The sequence below is a fragment of the Mycolicibacterium obuense genome, from assembly GCF_055397605.1.
This window is the reverse complement of sequence record NZ_AP043663.1, coordinates 139,376-155,102: the sequence shown is the minus strand read 5'-3', so window position 1 is coordinate 155,102 and position 15,727 is coordinate 139,376. Positions and strand designations below refer to the sequence as shown.

Sequence of the window (15,727 nt, the reverse complement as noted above, 5' to 3'; positions counted from 1 at the left end):
CTAGGTGGCGGAGAACATCGTGAGGTGCGCAGGCAGCACGACGACGGCGGGCCCGCGGGTGCCGAATGTCTCCTCGACGACGGCACCGACCGTCGCTGCGGATGCGATGTGCGCGGGAACGTCGAAACTCGCTGCGAGAGCGGCGAAGTCGGGGCGGGCGAGCTCGGTGGCGGTCGCCTGCCCGAAGGCATCGGTCATGTACTCGCGCAGAATTCCGTAGCCGCCGTCATCGACGATCAGCCAGGTGACGTCCGCGTCGTGCTGGCGGGCAGTGGCCAGTTCGGCGATCGAGTACATCGCTCCGCCGTCGCCGGTGACCGCCAGCGTGCGCTGCCCCGTGCCCAGCGCTGCGGCCAGCGCCGCGGGGAAGGCGAAGCCGAGCCCGCCGGCGCCCTGGGCGCTGTGGAACTCGCCGTCGAGCGGGTCCCAGACCGACCACGCCCAGTAGCCGGCGATCGTCATGTCCCAGAACGTCTGCGCTGCAGCGGGAACCGCTCGCCGCAGATCGCTCATCAGGGTGCGCTCGATGTCCAGGTTCTGGGCGGCCAGCCTCTTTTCGACCGCTGTCCGCAGGTCAGCGGCGATTCGCGCGCCGTCACCGCCGTCGCGCCGTGTGACCCGCTGCGCCAGTGCGCTCAACGCCTGCGCGGCATCGGCATGGACGCTCAGCGCGGGGTGGTTGGCGCCCAGTACGCGCGCTTCGGCGTCGATGTGGATGACAGTGCCCGCGGGTTCGAGGGTGTGGTAGTTGCTCGTGACCTCGCCCAGTGCTGTCCCCACAGCGAGAAGGACGTCGGCGCCGGCCAATAGTTCGGTGGTGTAGCGGTCCTCGATCCAGGAGGCCGCCGAGAGTGGATGGTCGAAGCGGATGGCGCCCTTGCCGCCGACGGTCGAGACCACCGGCGCATCGAGTGCCTCGGCGAGCGCGACCAGCGCCTCGGAACCGCCCGACGACCGCCGCACGCCGCCCCCTGCCAGGATCACCGGCCGTTCTGCGGCATCGAGGCGGGCGGCCGCCGCGGCGACGACGTCGTCGCCGGGTGCCCGTGCGGTCACCGCGGTGTGCACCGACGTCACCGGCGGACCATCAGCCGGCTCCAGGAGGACGTCCTGGGGGATCTCCACCCACGTCGGACCGGCGGGTGCGGACTGCGCCAACGACCACGCATCGGCGAGCAACGTCGGCAACTGGCCCGAGTTCATCGCCAGCGCAGTACTTTTCGTCACGTTGACCGCGCTGCGCGCCTGGTCGTCGAGCTGGTGCAGGGCGCCGCGCCGCAGCCCCAGGTATGGGCGCGGCACCTGGCTTGCGATCACGAGCACCGGCACACCCGACGCGTGAGCCTCCTGCAGGGCACCGAGCGCGGTCAGTGCACCCGGCCCGGTCGACAGGAACAGCACGCCGACCTCTCCGGTCGCGCGGGCATACCCGTCGGCGGCGAATGCCGCGTTGTTCTCCACGCGGGAGCTGACGAACGTGAGGTCGCTGCGCCGGATCGCGTCGAACAGCCCCAGAGCGTTCTGTCCAGGTATGCCGAAGACGTGGCTGGCGCCGAGCGCGGTCAGCGTCTCGACGACGACGTCGCCACCGTTGCGGTCCATCGAGAGTCTTTCTGGCCGGGGGTTCGCGGTGGCCCCACGCTAGAACCGCACAGCACCAGCCGCAACAGTTCGTTCACCGAACCCACGACGCCCGTCACCGAATGCCGACGCGCCGCGGTCGATCACGTCCGAACACCACCTCGGGGGCCGGCCAGACGCACGATGTGCCGGCGATGAGGGCCAGAAAAATCTATTGGCCTTTTCGGGACTCCACCCTCTTGCGCAGACCGTCGGTGGCCGTTTCCATCAGACCCTTGGCGCCTCTCTTGACCAGGAAGCCAGGCAGAGGCACCGTCGGATCGACGGTCAGGTCGAATCTCACGTGAGTGCGATCGCCATCCGGAGTCAGCGTGTAGCGGCCCTCCTGCGCACGCTGCTGCTGTGAGCTCACCAGCGTCCAGCTGACCCCGTCGTCGTGCACCGAATAGTCCAGCACCTGTTCGTCATTGATTCCGACGATCTTGACTACTTGGCGGGACCGCTTCGGCCTGCCGTCGTCGTCGCGTTCGAGGATCTCGACCTTCTGGTGCGCTGACGACCACTCGGTGAGCGACTCCAGGTCGTACAGAACGTCCAAGATCTCCGCGGGAGACGCCTCGATGACGGTCTCGCGCGTTTCGCTGACCGCCATCTAGACGCGGGGTCCGGTGCTGCGCTTGCCGGTGATGCCGAGGTAGGCCGCGATCAGCACGATCGCCACGATGATGCCGACGAGGAACGGGATGATCGCGAAGCCGCCGTTGCTGTTCGAGTAGCCGGCCAGGTTGTAGGTCACCCACGAGCCGAGGAACGAACCGAGGGCGCCGAGCACGATCGTCATGATGACGCCGATGTTCTGCTTGCCGGGCATGACCAGGCGGGCCAGTGCGCCGACGATCAGCCCGACGACGATGGCCCCGATGATTGTTCCGATCATGATGTTCTCCTCGCTGAGCAGTGATCCGACCGCCGCAGAGTTACCCGTCTTCGCCAGAATCAATCGCCATGTCGCCGATCCGGCGCAAACCCACAGCGAGAACCGGTAGATAGGCGGGCGCCCAGACGGGCGCGCTCATCCAGGCGCGGCAGCCGCCCGCTGCGGGTTCCACACCGTGGCGGGTCGCAGGCACGCCGGCCACCCGCCACGCCCAGGTCCTGCCCGGGTCGAGTTCGGTGATGGTGAACGGCAGCGGGACGCCGACGGGCGTCCACACCCGACCGGTCGCCCCGAGTTCGAAGGCCCCGCGGTCGAGTTCGGCGCCGGCGACGGTGGGCCCCCAGACGGGCCACGCATCGAGATCGGTCAGAAGTTGCCACACCGTGTCGGCGGGCGCGGGAATCCGTCTGCTCACTGTCCACACGGCTGCGGGGTACCCGCGGGGCGTCAGGTGAATCGCGCGTGGAGCTCGGGCAGGAATCCCGCGAGATGGCTCAATCTCCTGCGCGCAGTGCACCATCAGGTCGCGCGGATCGGGTAGTTGCAGTCCGGCGATCGGGCGAATGAGTCTGCCGGCCAGGGGAATCGGCCGCCGGAACTGGACGTGCGGGCCGCCCGTCACCTCACAGAGTCTTCACCCGATCCGAGCAGCATGTCCACCGCCGCCGCCAGAGCCGCATCGTCGGGCAGTGCGCCGACCATCAACGACGGGCAGGCCACCACCCCGGTGAGCATCGACAGCGCCGCGTCCAACCGCGCCCCGGCGAACCGCGGAGCGAGGAGCATTCGCAGCCCGTACTGCGCCTCGGCGGTGATCCGGTCACGCAACGGCGCCGCGTCGGCTCCCGCAGAGCCGTCGGCCAGCCCGCACAGCACCCGGTCCAGCCGCAGGTCGGCCAGGGAGCCACGAAACGCCGTCAGCTCGGCGACCAGGTCCGTCCGCAGGTCCCCGGTGGGCTGGGGGTGCGGCAACGTGCCCAGCGCGTCGAGCGCGAGGCGTAGCAGGTCGAGCCGCGAGGGCCAGTGGGCGTACAGCGTCGTCTTGGAATAGCCGGCCTGCTCGGCGACCCGGGCATGAGTGAGGTCGTCGAAGCCGGCGGCGCGCAGGACCGCCAGCGCCGCGCGTGCGACATCGGCTCGTGTCCGAGCCACCCGCACGTCCTGACCTGGCATGTCGGCACTGCTGGGCACGGTGGCGCCTTCCGATCGGGGTCTGTCACCAACGCGTCAGAATCTGAATCGATGAACGGGGTTTTCATTAGTGACTGGCCTGTGTACTAATGAACTGTAGATCCAGAAACGGTCGATAGACAGCTTTTCCTCCGATCCGCGTCCAGCACCGGGCGCCCGGGGAAACGTGCTCGAAACTCTCTCTCTGAGAAGGGAATTCCCATGCCCGCCATTCTTTTCGGATCGATCAGCACACTCGCCGACACCTCGGAACTGCAGCGTCAGGCTTTCAACGACGCGTTCGCGCAGCACGGCCTGGACTGGAACTGGTCACAGGACGAGTACCGCAGCATGCTCGGCGGCAACGGCGGCGCCCAGCGCATCGCCGACTTCGCGGCAGACCGTGGCGAGGATGTGGACGCTGCCGCCGTCCACGCCACCAAGTCGCAGCTGTTCCAGCAGCTCCTGGGCGAGGTCACGCTGATCCTGCGGCCCGGCGTACGCGAGACCATCGAGCACGCGAAAGCCGCCGGATACAAGCTCGGCTTCGTCACCACCACCTCGAAGGCCAACGTCGACGCCCTGCTGGCCGCGCTCGATCCGCAGATCGACGCCTCCACCTTCGACGTCATCGTGTACGACGACCATGTCGATGAGACCAAGCCCGCCCCTGCGGCCTACGTCCTGGCGCTGGACTGGCTGAGCCTCACCCCCGCCGACGCCGTGGCCATCGAAGACAACGTGGGTGGCGTGCGCGCTGCACGGGCGGCCGGGCTGCGCTGCATCGCCTTCCCCAACGCCAACACCGCCGGCGCCGAGTTCGATGACGCCACCGACACCGCCGACCAGCTCGACGCCGACCGCGTCGTGTCCCTGGTCGCCGCCTGACCCCCGAACGGAATCCACCCATGAGCGATCTCACCGCGCGAGTCACCGCCTCCGAGAGCAACTTCCACGTCGAAGGCTACGAGCGCATCTCCTATGACCTCACCTACGTCAACGGCGTCTTCGACGTCGCCAACCGCGAACTGGCCGAGGCCTACCTGCCGTACGGCCGCACCCTGATGGTGATCGACGAGGTGGTCTACGACCTCTACCGCGACAGCATCGACGCCTACTTCGCCCACTACGGGATCGACCTGACCGTCATCGGCGTGCACATCCACGAAACCGCGAAGTCGCTCGAGACGTTCGAGCGGATCGTCACCGCATTCGACGAATACGGTTTGGTACGAACCGAACCCGTGTTGGTCGTCGGTGGCGGATTGACCACCGATGTCGCGGGATTCGCCTGTGCGAGCTACCGCCGCAACACCCCGTACCTGCGCATCCCCACCACCCTGATCGGCCTCATCGACGCGAGCGTGTCGATCAAGGTGGCGGTCAACCACGGACACCACAAGAACCGGCTCGGCGCCTACCACGCGTCGCGCCAGGTGTTCCTGGACTTCTCGTTCCTCAAGACCCTGCCCGAAGACCAGATCCGCAACGGCATGGCCGAGCTGATCAAGATCTCCGTGGTCGGTAACGCCGAGATCTTCGACATGCTCGAGCGTTTCGGCCCCGAGCTGCTCACCACCCGCTTCGGCCACCTCGGCGGCGACGAGCGGTTGCGCTCGGTTGCGCATCGCCTCACCTACGAGGCGATCGCCACGATGCTCGAGCTGGAAGCGCCCAATCTGCACGAGATCGACCTGGACCGGGTGATCGCATTCGGGCACACGTGGAGTCCGACGTTGGAGCTGACCCCGACGACGCCGTTCTTCCACGGCCACGCGATCAACATCGACATGGCGTTCTCGGTCACGCTGGCCGAACGGCGCGGCCTGCTCACCGCCGGCGAACGCGACCGCGTGCTGACGACGATGAGCGCCCTGGGTCTCGCGCTGGACTCCGAGTACTTGACGCCGGAGCTGCTCGAGACGGCCACCTCGGCGATCCTGCGTACCCGCGACGGTATCCTGCGGGCCGCAGTTCCCGATCCGATCGGCAGCTGCCGCTTCCTCAACGACGTGACCGTCGACGAGCTCGTCGACACGCTCACTCTGCACAAGAAGCTGTGCACCGAGTTCGACCGCGGAGGTGACGGCGTCGACGCCTTCACCTATTCCACCGTCGATGCCTGACACGGTCGCCACACCAGGGCCTGTCATACCGAGGCCGGTCACGCCGACCTCGATCCTCGCCGCTCAGCTCACCGAGCTGTGCGACCAGCTGAGCGGCACGGTCAGCGGCCAGGTCCTCGACAAGCTTTCGCAGGCAAGGGATCTGGCGACCGGACTGGACTCCTACGTGACCGCGGGCACGACGGAGGAGTCACCGGAACTGGCCGAACTGGCCCGCGCCACCAGCGCTCACGCGTGGCACGACGGCCTGGAGCAGGAGATGCTGTCCGGGCACGTCGAAGGTCAGCTGCTGAAGTTCCTGGTCCGGATGTCCTCGGCGGTGCGGGTCCTCGAGATCGGCATGTTCACCGGCTATTCCGCACTGGCCATGGCCGAGGCACTACCCGATTTCGGCACGGTGGTGGCCTGCGAGATCGACCCAGATGCTGCGCAGGTGGCGCGGGCAGCCTTCGAGGGGTGTGCTGCCGGCCATCGCATCCGCATCGAGCTCGGACCGGCTCTCCAGACCCTGCGGCGGATGGCAGCCGCCGGCGAAGAATCGTTCGACTTCGTGTTCATCGACGCCGACAAGGGTGGGTACCAGGCTTACCTGGATCTGCTCCTCGACTCATCGCTGCTGGCCCCCGACGCGGTGATCGCCGTCGACAACACGCTGATGCAGGGCCAGCCGTGGACCGGCACCACCACCGAGAACGGCTCTGCCATCACCGAATTCAACCGCGCGCTGGCCGCCGACCCGAGGACCGAGCAGGTGCTGATCCCCGTGCGCGACGGACTCACGCTGATCCGCCCCCTACCGCGATGACACGGCTCTCATGACCCTTGCCACCCACCCCCCAGATCGGGCCGCCCCGGTGGGTGCGGTGCGGCGTCCCACCCCGACCCGGGACGCCGCCCGCACCCTCACCGTCCTCGCGGGCCTGACGGCCACCCTCCCCGTCGACCTCGCGATCGTCGTCGGGGCACTGCTGCGCCGCGCACCCCGCCCGGCCGCACGCGCCGCCGACACTGCGCGGACGGTGCTCGTCAGCGGCGGCAAGATGACCAAGGCCCTTCATCTGGCGCGCGCGTTCCACCTGGCCGGGCACCGGGTGGTGCTCGCCGAGTCCGCCAAGTACCGCTTGACCGGACACCGCTTCTCCCGCGCGGTCGACCGCTTCTACACCCTGCCGGACGCGGCCGATCCGCGCTACCCGCAGGCGCTGGCGGACATCATCATTCGCGAAGGTGTGGACGTCTTTGTCCCGGTGTCTAGCCCCGCGGCCAGCGTTCCCGAGGCGGCCGTGGCCGCTCTCGTCGGCGATCGCTGCGAGGTGCTGCACGGGTCGGCGGCACTGATCGCGACGCTGGACGACAAGCGGGACTTCAGCACGCTGTGCACGTCGCTGAACCTCCCGGTACCGGAATGCGCACTGATCACCGATCCGGCCGACGTCGAGCGTTTCGACTTCGTACCCGGCCGCTCGTATGTGCTCAAACGGCTGGCCTACAACCCCGTCGGCCGGACGGACCTGACCCGGCTGCGCCGCGAAACACCCTCGGAAAACGTGGCTTTCGCCCGCTCACTCGACATCTCCCCCAGTGACCCGTGGCTGCTGCAGGAGTACGTCGAGGGCCAGGAGTACTGCACGCACTCCACCCTGCGCGACGGCGTCGTCACCGTGTACGGCTGCTGCGAGTCCTCGGCGGTGCAGCTGAATTACGGCTTCGTGGACAAGCCCGAGATCCGCTCATGGGTCGAACGTTTCGCTGCGGCTACCGGTGTCAGCGGGCAGATCTCGTTCGACTTCATCGAAGGCGACGGCGGTCGGCCCTACGCCATCGAGTGCAACCCGCGCACCCACAGCGCGATCACGATGTTCCACGACCATCCGGACGTGGCGCACGCCTACCTCACCGACGGGCATGCGACGATCACCCCGACGCCGGGTTCGACGCCGACCTATTGGATCTATCACGAAGTGTGGCGCCTGCTGCGCGGACCCGACCGGCTGCGGCGCCTGCGCGTGATCGCTCGGGGCCGCGACGCGATCTTCGCGGCATGGGACCCGCTGCCTTACCTCGGCGTGTACCACCTGCAGATCCCCGCGCTGTTGGTCAGCAATCTGAGGCAACGACGAGGCTGGCGCCGCATCGACTTCAACATCGGCAAGCTCGTGGAGAATGGCGGGGATTGACGTGCGCCGCAGCATCGTTCAGTTGGTGGGTTCACCCGTCGACGAGTTCCACGCCGAACTGTCGCGGCTCTACGCTCGTGCCAGCGCCGAGGCGCTCGCGGCGCGGCACCATGTGCGCTTCGCGTACGTGGCGCCCGGCGGCACGTGGCAGTTTCCCGAGGGGCTGGACGCAGGCAGTCTGGCCGCTGCGGAACCGCTCTCGGCGACAGCCGGTATCGCGCGGCTGGCGCAGATGCGACCGGATGTGGTTCTGCCGCAGATGTTCTGTCTGCCGGGCATGACGTCCTACCGGGCGTTGCTCGATCTGCTCGGCCTACCGTTCCTCGGCAACCCCGCCGAGGTGATGGCCAACACCGCCGACAAGGCAGTGGCCCGCGCCCTCGTCGCAGCCCGCGGGGTCACCGTGCCCGCCGGCCGGCTCGTGACACATGCCGACGAGGTCGACCTGCCGCTGCCGCTGGTCGTCAAACCCGCGCGGTCGGACAACTCGGTGGGCGTGTCGCTGGTGACCGAGCGCGGGGAGGTGGCCGCCGCGGTCGCGCTGGCGGCCGCCCACAGCACCGATGTGCTGGTCGAGACCTTCATACCCCTCGGGCGCGAGGTGCGTTGCGGCGTCCTCGATGTCGGCGGCCAGTTGGTGTGCCTGCCGTTGGAGGAGTACGCGCTCGACGCCCCGATCCGGTTGCCCGCCGACAAGCTGGGGCGCTCTGGCGGCGGCGAGCTGCGGCTCACCGCGGGCGACGGCGGCCGGGCGTGGATCGTAGCCCCGGGCGACCCGGTCGAGGCGGCGGTGTTCGACGCGGCACGCACGTGCTTCACGGCGCTGGGCTGCCGGCACTACGGGCTCTTCGACTTCCGCATCGACCCCGAGGGCACGCCGTGGTTCCTCGAAGCGGGACCGTACTGTTCCTTCGCGCCGTCCAGCGTGATTGCGAAGATGGCTGCCGCCCAGGGATATTCGGTGCTCGACCTGTTCGACATTCTGTGCGGCGAGGCGAGGATCGCGGCATGACTCTCGAGGTGAGCACCCGCGACCCCGTCGGCGCACAGGTGCGTGGGGTCGCTGTGGGTCCGCTGAACCCCGCGGTGGCCTCGCAACTGCGTGCACTGCTTGCCGTGCACGGCGTGCTCGTGCTCCCCGATCAGCACGTCGACGACGAAGCGTTCGTGCAGTTCCTGAAGAGCTTCGGCACCCTGGTGTTCACCACCGGGGAGACACCGGTGCCGGCGGCGCCGCAGCTCAACGTCATCACGAACGTCGGGCGTACGCGCACGCCGCGTTCGTCGTTCCATGTGGACACCAGCTACCTGCGGAACCCACCCGCGTACACGGCGCTGCGTGCGGTGACGGTGCCGGAACGCGGCGGGCAGACGTTGTTCACCAACCAGTACACCGCCTACGCGACGCTGCCTCGTCAGCTGCAGGCGCAGATCCGCAACCGCGTGGTCACCCATGTCGTCACCGGTCTCGAGCTCGACGGGGACGCCGAGACGCAGGCGCGGCACCCGCTGGCACTGCGCCATCCGCTGACCGGCCGGACCGCGCTGTATCTGTCGACGCGGGAGCGCTGCCGCGACATCAGCGGCATGGCGCCGGATGACGCGGAGCAGCTCATCGACGACCTGTTGACGCATTCCACGCAGCCGGACAATGTGTTTCGGCATGCGTGGCGCCCGCACGATGTGGTGATCTGGGACAACCGGTGCGTGATGCACAAGGCCGACCACAGCGGCGTGGTCGGTGACCGGGTGATGCACCGAGGGACCGTGCTGGACGGGGTGCGCTGGGGTTAGCGCACCACTGCGACGGCGAAGCCGTCCCAGCCCTTGGTGCCGACGGTCTGGATCGCCGCGCTGTCCAGGCGCGGATGCTGCCCCATCATCGTCAGCATGTCCCGCACGGCGCGGGCCTGCAGGTCGTCGGGACGCGGATCCAGCACCCGGCCCGAGCGTGCGATGTTGTCGACGATGATCACCGTGCCCGGCCGGCCGAGGCGGATCGCCCACTCGACGTAGGCGACGTTGTTCTCCTTGTCGGCGTCGATGAACACCAGATCGAACGGCGCACGATCGGTCAGCGTGGGCAGCGTGTCCAGCGCCGCGCCGACGATCACCTCCACGCGGTCATCCACCCCCGCACGCGCCAGGTTGGCCCGCGCCACCTCGGCATGTGCGGCCTCGAACTCCAGGCTGATGACGGAACCCTGCGCACCGACGGCACGGGCGAGAGCGATCGTGCTGTAGCCCGCGAGCGTGCCGATCTCGAGCACTCGCCGGGCCTGGGCGACGCGCACCCACAGCGACAGCAGAGCCGCGTGCTGCGGGGACACTTCGATGGCCGGCATGCCCGCCGCGACCCCGGCCTCACGAGCCGCCCGCAGCACGTCGTCCTCGCTGTGCAACACATCGGTGAACAGTTGGTCGAGAGACACCCAGTCCGGATCCGTCACGCCAGCGACGGTACTCGCGTCCCGCTCAACCCCGGACGCCCTCGCTGGCGCCGACCACCTGGAGCACGTGGGCCACCTCCGGACCCATCACCGTGGCCGTCAGCCCGCGCAGCGTCGCGACGAACTCCGGCCCGTGGGCGGGCTCGGCGTCGCACAGGTGGTGGGCGATCTCGTGGAGTACCACCAGTTCTCTCAGCGCCCAGCGGTTTCCGTTGTCCGGCACCGCGATGGTGGCAGCCTCACCGACGCGTTCGAAGTGCGCCGCCGTCGCGCCACGGCGAGGGCGAACCCTCAAGGCGCCCACGCCCGGCCACGCTTCTCGGACGGCCGGCAGCGACAGCACATCGTCCACGTATGCCTGCACGGACTCCACGGACGCGAACCGCGCCTCCGGCGGCAGCGTCAGCTGCGTCCCGAAGAACTCGACCATCCGCGTGTTGCGCTCGGCCGCCCGATCGAACATCGTGCGTACGAACTGTTCTGCGGCATAGACTTTCGCGCGCTGGGTGTCCCGACTCACCGTTCCAGCGCGCCGCGCGCTCCCGCCAACTCCGTCTCCCCGCCCAGCCGCGCCCGGCGCCCAGCACGGTCACCGGCGCGCCGCGCCGCCGACGAATAGCCCGCCGTTGCCGTCGTCGCCCGCCACGTCCCGCGCGCCCGCGACGTCTCCCGGTAGTAGTCCTTGAGCTCGAGGTCCTTGTCGCGCAACGCGATCGCGGTACCCGGATTGCTCTGCGGGCCGCGGGTGGCCTCCTGTTGGGCTTGTTCGCGGGCCTCGGCCAGCCGCTGCCCCACCCGCGCCCCGAACGCGAGCTGGAAGTTGATGCGCGCGGTGATGGTCGGCGTCGGGCGATGGGCACCCGAGGCGATGTAGTCCTTCGACGCGCGCACCATCTGCAGCACCAGGCTGGTGTAGAGCGCATGGGTGGCGTCGATGTCCTCGGCGAACCCGTAGGCGTAGACGAACGTCGAGTTCGACGCGATGTCGCACTTGACGTCGTTGGCGGCGGCGATCAGCACGAACAGCTGCACGTAGGTGCGCAGCCCGCGCGCTCCGGTCTCGCCGATCGTGATGGTGCGCTGCACCGGGGTTTGCGCGGCGGTGCGCTGCGCGCTGTGCGAGCGTGCGACCGCCAGGTCGATCGACGTGGCGGTGGCCAACCGCTGGGCGGCGGCCATGAACGCCTCGGCCTCGTGCGCGTTGTCGGTGCCCTCGGCCTGGCGCAGCAGCGCCGCGATCCGGGACAGCATCTTCTCGTCGGTACTCATGCCGGGAAACCTAGGCCGGGCGGCAGACATGTCATCGCTGACCAGTATCGCCCATCCCCACAACCGTTTTCATCCACAGCTAGCGCGTGGCGAAGCTGTCGAGCGCGGACACCAGCTGCGGCGAGAGCGGATCCTTCTTCGCGTAGTTGGCGATGTTGTCGGTCGGGTCGTCGCGCAGCACGTGGTTGACGCCCTTGAGTTCGGTGACCGTCAGATCCGTGCGGCCGAGGGCATCGATCAGCGGCTTGGCATTGGCACAGTTGGCTTGGTTGTCCGAGTCGGAGCAGGTGAGCAGCACCGGCGTGCCCGCGGGCACCGCGGCGGCGAGCGCCAGCGGATCGATGCGGTCGGCATCGACGACCGCTTTGATGTTGCCGGCGTTCGCGATCGCGTTCAGCCCGTCGGGAAGCGTGGCGGGCACGGTGCCCTGCGTACGGATCTCCGCCACCGCGGCCTTCCATGCCGCGACCGTTTCGGGCGAGCCGCCCGCCGCGACGCGGGTGGTGATGATGTCGAGATAGCGCCCCGGCAGCGGCTGCAGCAGGCCCAGTGAGTGCACCTTCGGTGCATCCGGCGCCGTGTCCCCGGCCAGTGTCAGCGCGTGGATGGAGCCCTCCCCCAGTCCGTACACCGACAGCTTCGCCGGATCGGCGTCGGGCCGGCCGGCCAGAAAGCGCAGCGCCGCCTTGGCGCCGGTGGTGTAGACCGCGCTGACGACGTCGTCGGGATGATCTTTGTACGGACCGATCCCGGTCCGGCCGGTGCCCACCTTGTCATAGCGCAACGTCGCCACGCCGCGGTCGGAGAGTAGCTCGGCCAGCTGCCGCATGTTCCCGATGGGGCCGGCGACCTGGTTGTCGCCGTTGCGGTCGGTGTTGCCGCTCTCGGAGATCAGCAGGGCCGCGGGGCCCCGCTCGTCACCGCTGCGATGCCGGTAGGTGCCGTAGATCGTCAACCCGTCGGCGTCGAACGACACGTCCTCGTCGACCCAGGACGCGCCCTGCTCGGCGCCCTTCGACGAGCACGCGGGCGCGCACAGCAGCATCAGGCCCAGCAGCAGTGCCACGAGCCGTCTCACCCCGGGGCGCCTCACAGCTGCGACTCGATCCAGGACGTCACGTCGTCGAGCACCAGCGCCTTCTCCGGCTCGTTGAACACCTCGTGATAGAGCCCCGGGTACTCCTTCAGGTGCACATCGGAAGAACCCACGCACTCGACCAGCGTCCTGCTGCCCTGCACCGGGATGAGACGGTCCGCGTCGCCGTGCACCACCAACAGCGGCGCGGTGATCGCCGCGGCCCGACGGGGCATCGTCTCGCCGACGCCGATCAGCGCGCGGCCGATGCCGGCAGGCAGCCGACCCTGGTACACCAGCGGATCGGCACGGTAGGCGGCGACCACCTCCGGGTCACGCGACACCGCCTCGGCGGGCAGATTCTCCACCGGCAGGCCTGGCGCGATCCGGCCCAGCAGCTTGGCTGCCGCCACTTTGACCGCGGGGACCGACGACTGGGCGGCGACGGCGGGGCCGGACAGCACCATCGCGGTGTAGTCGTCGGGGTGTTCGACACCGTAGGTGAACACGATCGCCCCGCCCATGCTGTGGCCGAGCACGATGCGCGGCAGCCCGGGATGCTCGCCGCCCGCGATGCCGACCAGCGTGTGGAAGTCGGTGGTGAACTCGGACATGTCGTGCAACAGCACGCGCTTCCCGCCGGAACGGCCGTGGCCGCGGTGGTCGAGCGCATACGTGATCAGACCGGCGTCGCCGAGTCGGGCCGTCACGTGGTCGTAGCGGCGGGCGTGCTCGGCGTATCCGTGGGCGAGGATCACGACGCCGCGCGGGTTCTGGTCCGGCGTCCACGTGTCGTAGACGATGCGCACGCCACCGACTCCGTCGAAGCTGCGTTCAGTTCGCGTCACGGGCATGCACGGCAGACTAGCGAGAGCCCGCAGCACCGGCAGCCGAGCATGGCTGACTTCGTCGGTGGTGCTCGTTAAGCTCGGGAACCGTGACCGTGTTGGCTGTCGATGACAGCAGCGCCGAGAACGCCTTTCTTGCCGATGCCCAGCGATATCGGCGGGAACTGCTCGCGCACTGCTACCGCATGACCGGTTCGCTGCATGACGCCGAGGACCTCGTGCAGGAGACGTATCTGCGCGCGTGGAAGGCCTACAAGGGGTTCGAGGGCAAGTCGTCGGTGCGTACCTGGCTGTACCGCATCGCGACCAACACCTGCCTCACCGCCCTGGAGGGCCGCAATCGCCGCCCGCTGCCCAGCGGGTTGGGTCAGCCGGCGTCCGATCCGCTCGGTGAGCTGCACGAGCCCCATGAAGTCCGGTGGCTGGAGCCGCTGCCCGACCCGACCGGGACCGACCCGTCGGACCCGTCGGCGATCGTCGAATCCCGCGAATCGGTGCGGCTGGCGTTCATCGCGGCGCTGCAGCACCTGCCGGCGCGCCAACGCGCGGTGCTGGTGCTGCGCGAGGTCCTGCAGTGGCGGGCCGCCGAGGTCGCCGAGGCAACCGGAGTGTCCACCGCGGCGGTCAACAGCCTGCTTCAACGCGCCCGAGCCCAGCTCGACGAGGTGGCGCCCACCCGTGACGACGAACCGGTGGAGCCCGACTCGCCGGAGACCGCGGCGCTGCTGGACCGCTACATCTCGGCGTTCGAGACCTACGACATCGACCGACTGGCGGACCTGTTCACCGCCGATGCGGTGTGGGAGATGCCGCCGTTCGACGGCTGGTACCGCGGTCCTGCCGACATCGTCGCGCTGTCGAAGCACCACTGCCCCGCCGAAGGCCCGGGGGACATGCGCTTCCTGCGGACCACGGCCAACGGGCAACCGGTCGCCGCGCTGTACATGCGCAATCCGCAGAGCGGTGTGCACGAAGCGTTCCAGCTGCACGTTCTCGACATCCGGACCACCGGCATCGTCCACGTGGTCGCGTTCAAAGAGGACCACCTGTTCGAGCACTTCGGGCTACCGCCAAACCTCTGACAGTCCAAAAGGTAACCAAAAGGTTGCGCATCGCGCCGATCCGTTCTAGCGTTATGGGCAACCAGGAGGTTGCATATCATGACGGATCGCATCGAGAAGAGTGCTCTGCTGCGCGCATCGCTGGATCGCGTGTGGCGGGCGATCAGTGAGTCCGACCAGTTCGGTACGTGGTTCGGCATGACGGTGGACGGCCCCTTCACTGCGGGAGCGACGGTGACCGGGACGATGACACCCACCGCGGTCGACGACGCGGTGGCCGCACAGCAGGCAGATTTCGCCGGGGTGTCGTTTCCCCTGCACGTGGTGGCGGTCGAGCCGCCACGCTACTTCGCGTTCCGGTGGAACCCGCTGCAGGAGCCCGAATTCGCGGAGCTGACCACGCTGGTGGAGTTCACGCTCACCGAAGCCGACGGCGGCGTGCTGCTCGAGATCGTCGAATCCGGGTTCGACGCGCTGCCTGAATCGCACCGCGCCACGGCGTTCGCCGACAACAGCGGTGGGTGGGCCACCCAGCTGCGCCTCATCGGGCAGTACCTGGCGGCGCCGCAGTGGGCGTGAGCCTCGCGACCGCAGCACCGCTGTTCGACGCTTTGGGCGATCCCCATCGACTGAGCATGGTGGTGTGGTTGTGCGACACCGGCCCGTGCTCGACATCGGCTGTCACGCAGGCGGTTCCGGTGACCCGGCAGGCGGCGACAAAGCACCTCACCCTGCTCGAGTCAGCCGGCGTGGTACGGAGCGAGAAGCGCGGACGGGAACGGATCTGGACGGTGCAGACCAGCACGCTGCATGCAGCGCAGGATCTTCTGGGCACTTTGTCGCAGCGCTGGGACCAGCGCATCGACCGGTTGCGAGCCTTCCTGGAGGACGACGATCAAGCGGCGAGGCACGAGCCGCGTTGAGGAGTCCGACCAGAAGAGCCAGGGAGGACGACGATCAAGCGGCGAGGCACGAGCCGCGTTGAGGAGTCCCACCAGAAGAGCTAGAGAGGACGACGATCAAGATTGCTAGA

The 15,727-nt window shown here is 68.7% G+C and carries 19 protein-coding genes; 9 read left to right on the top strand and 10 right to left on the bottom strand.

Annotation, left to right across the window (positions count from 1 at the left end; genetic code table 11):
- From ACZ50N_RS00805 to ACZ50N_RS00785, 5 genes are all read right to left on the bottom strand, one after another.
- On the bottom strand, positions 1 to 1,602 hold the full coding sequence (locus tag ACZ50N_RS00805; protein ID WP_464474353.1) for a thiamine pyrophosphate-binding protein: 1,602 nt from the start codon (positions 1,600 to 1,602) through the stop codon (positions 1 to 3).
- Between the two features lie 190 nt (positions 1,603 to 1,792).
- Complete coding sequence (locus ACZ50N_RS00800; protein WP_073684046.1) at positions 1,793 to 2,233, bottom strand: SRPBCC family protein; 441 nt, start codon at positions 2,231 to 2,233, stop codon at positions 1,793 to 1,795.
- Positions 2,234 to 2,518 (bottom strand): GlsB/YeaQ/YmgE family stress response membrane protein, encoded by a 285-nt coding sequence (locus ACZ50N_RS00795; RefSeq protein ID WP_046362452.1) that lies wholly within the window; start codon positions 2,516 to 2,518, stop codon positions 2,234 to 2,236. It abuts the gene before it with no gap.
- 40 nt (positions 2,519 to 2,558) lie between these two features.
- Entirely contained in the window at positions 2,559 to 2,942 is a 384-nt protein-coding gene (locus ACZ50N_RS00790; RefSeq protein ID WP_046362418.1) for an SRPBCC family protein, read from the bottom strand.
- Between the two features lie 194 nt (positions 2,943 to 3,136).
- A complete protein-coding gene (locus ACZ50N_RS00785) occupies positions 3,137 to 3,709 on the bottom strand; it encodes a TetR family transcriptional regulator (protein ID WP_073684048.1) in 573 nt (190 codons plus the stop codon).
- A gap of 201 nt (positions 3,710 to 3,910) precedes the next feature.
- On the opposite strand from ACZ50N_RS00785, the gene ACZ50N_RS00780 reads away from it, so the two are divergent.
- From ACZ50N_RS00780 to ACZ50N_RS00755, 6 genes are read left to right on the top strand one after another with little or no spacing between them, the layout of a single operon-like run.
- Positions 3,911 to 4,576 carry an HAD family hydrolase gene (locus ACZ50N_RS00780; RefSeq protein ID WP_046362417.1) on the top strand — a complete coding sequence of 222 codons (666 nt, stop codon included), beginning with the start codon at positions 3,911 to 3,913 and terminating at the stop codon, positions 4,574 to 4,576.
- 20 nt (positions 4,577 to 4,596) lie between these two features.
- Positions 4,597 to 5,814, top strand: coding sequence for a sedoheptulose 7-phosphate cyclase (locus ACZ50N_RS00775; protein WP_464474352.1), 1,218 nt, complete (start codon positions 4,597 to 4,599; stop codon positions 5,812 to 5,814).
- Positions 5,807 to 6,619, top strand: a complete 813-nt coding sequence (locus ACZ50N_RS00770) for an O-methyltransferase (protein WP_464474351.1) — start codon at positions 5,807 to 5,809, stop codon at positions 6,617 to 6,619. Before ACZ50N_RS00775 ends, ACZ50N_RS00770 begins: the two co-directional genes overlap by 8 nt.
- Positions 6,620 to 6,629: 10 nt before the next feature.
- On the top strand, positions 6,630 to 7,991 hold the full coding sequence (locus ACZ50N_RS00765; protein ID WP_464474350.1) for an ATP-grasp domain-containing protein: 1,362 nt from the start codon (positions 6,630 to 6,632) through the stop codon (positions 7,989 to 7,991).
- 25 nt (positions 7,992 to 8,016) lie between these two features.
- Positions 8,017 to 9,003 (top strand): D-alanine--D-alanine ligase family protein, encoded by a 987-nt coding sequence (locus ACZ50N_RS00760; protein ID WP_464474349.1) that lies wholly within the window; start codon positions 8,017 to 8,019, stop codon positions 9,001 to 9,003.
- On the top strand, positions 9,000 to 9,785 hold the full coding sequence (locus ACZ50N_RS00755; RefSeq protein WP_464474348.1) for a TauD/TfdA dioxygenase family protein: 786 nt from the start codon (positions 9,000 to 9,002) through the stop codon (positions 9,783 to 9,785). The genes ACZ50N_RS00760 and ACZ50N_RS00755 overlap by 4 nt, the downstream gene beginning before the upstream one ends.
- Here ACZ50N_RS00755 and ACZ50N_RS00750 read toward each other — a convergent pair.
- The 5 genes from ACZ50N_RS00750 to ACZ50N_RS00730 form a co-directional block, all read right to left on the bottom strand.
- Complete coding sequence (locus ACZ50N_RS00750) at positions 9,782 to 10,441, bottom strand: O-methyltransferase (RefSeq protein ID WP_464474347.1); 660 nt, start codon at positions 10,439 to 10,441, stop codon at positions 9,782 to 9,784. The two genes, ACZ50N_RS00755 and ACZ50N_RS00750, sit on opposite strands and share 4 nt — an antisense overlap.
- Before the next feature lie 25 nt (positions 10,442 to 10,466).
- Complete coding sequence (locus tag ACZ50N_RS00745) at positions 10,467 to 10,961, bottom strand: TIGR04338 family metallohydrolase (RefSeq protein ID WP_464474346.1); 495 nt, start codon at positions 10,959 to 10,961, stop codon at positions 10,467 to 10,469.
- Positions 10,958 to 11,710, bottom strand: a complete 753-nt coding sequence (locus tag ACZ50N_RS00740; protein WP_111509832.1) for a DUF2786 domain-containing protein — start codon at positions 11,708 to 11,710, stop codon at positions 10,958 to 10,960. Before ACZ50N_RS00740 ends, ACZ50N_RS00745 begins: the two co-directional genes overlap by 4 nt.
- Positions 11,711 to 11,789: 79 nt before the next feature.
- Complete coding sequence (locus tag ACZ50N_RS00735) at positions 11,790 to 12,755, bottom strand: alpha/beta hydrolase family protein (RefSeq protein WP_464475741.1); 966 nt, start codon at positions 12,753 to 12,755, stop codon at positions 11,790 to 11,792.
- Between the two features lie 44 nt (positions 12,756 to 12,799).
- The gene (locus ACZ50N_RS00730) at positions 12,800 to 13,639 is read right to left on the bottom strand and encodes an alpha/beta hydrolase (RefSeq protein ID WP_464474345.1); all 840 of its coding nucleotides are present in this window, start codon (positions 13,637 to 13,639) and stop codon (positions 12,800 to 12,802) included.
- Positions 13,640 to 13,722: 83 nt separating this feature from the next.
- On the opposite strand from ACZ50N_RS00730, the gene ACZ50N_RS00725 reads away from it, so the two are divergent.
- The 3 genes from ACZ50N_RS00725 to ACZ50N_RS00715 all read left to right on the top strand — a co-directional run bounded on the left by ACZ50N_RS00725 (position 13,723) and on the right by ACZ50N_RS00715 (position 15,617).
- Positions 13,723 to 14,715, top strand: a complete 993-nt coding sequence (locus ACZ50N_RS00725; protein ID WP_464474344.1) for a sigma-70 family RNA polymerase sigma factor — start codon at positions 13,723 to 13,725, stop codon at positions 14,713 to 14,715.
- A 78-nt stretch (positions 14,716 to 14,793) separates the two neighbouring features.
- Entirely contained in the window at positions 14,794 to 15,273 is a 480-nt protein-coding gene (locus ACZ50N_RS00720) for an SRPBCC family protein (protein WP_464474343.1), read from the top strand.
- Entirely contained in the window at positions 15,264 to 15,617 is a 354-nt protein-coding gene (locus tag ACZ50N_RS00715; RefSeq protein WP_464474342.1) for an ArsR/SmtB family transcription factor, read from the top strand. Before ACZ50N_RS00720 ends, ACZ50N_RS00715 begins: the two co-directional genes overlap by 10 nt.
- The last annotated feature ends 110 nt before the right edge of the window (positions 15,618 to 15,727 follow it).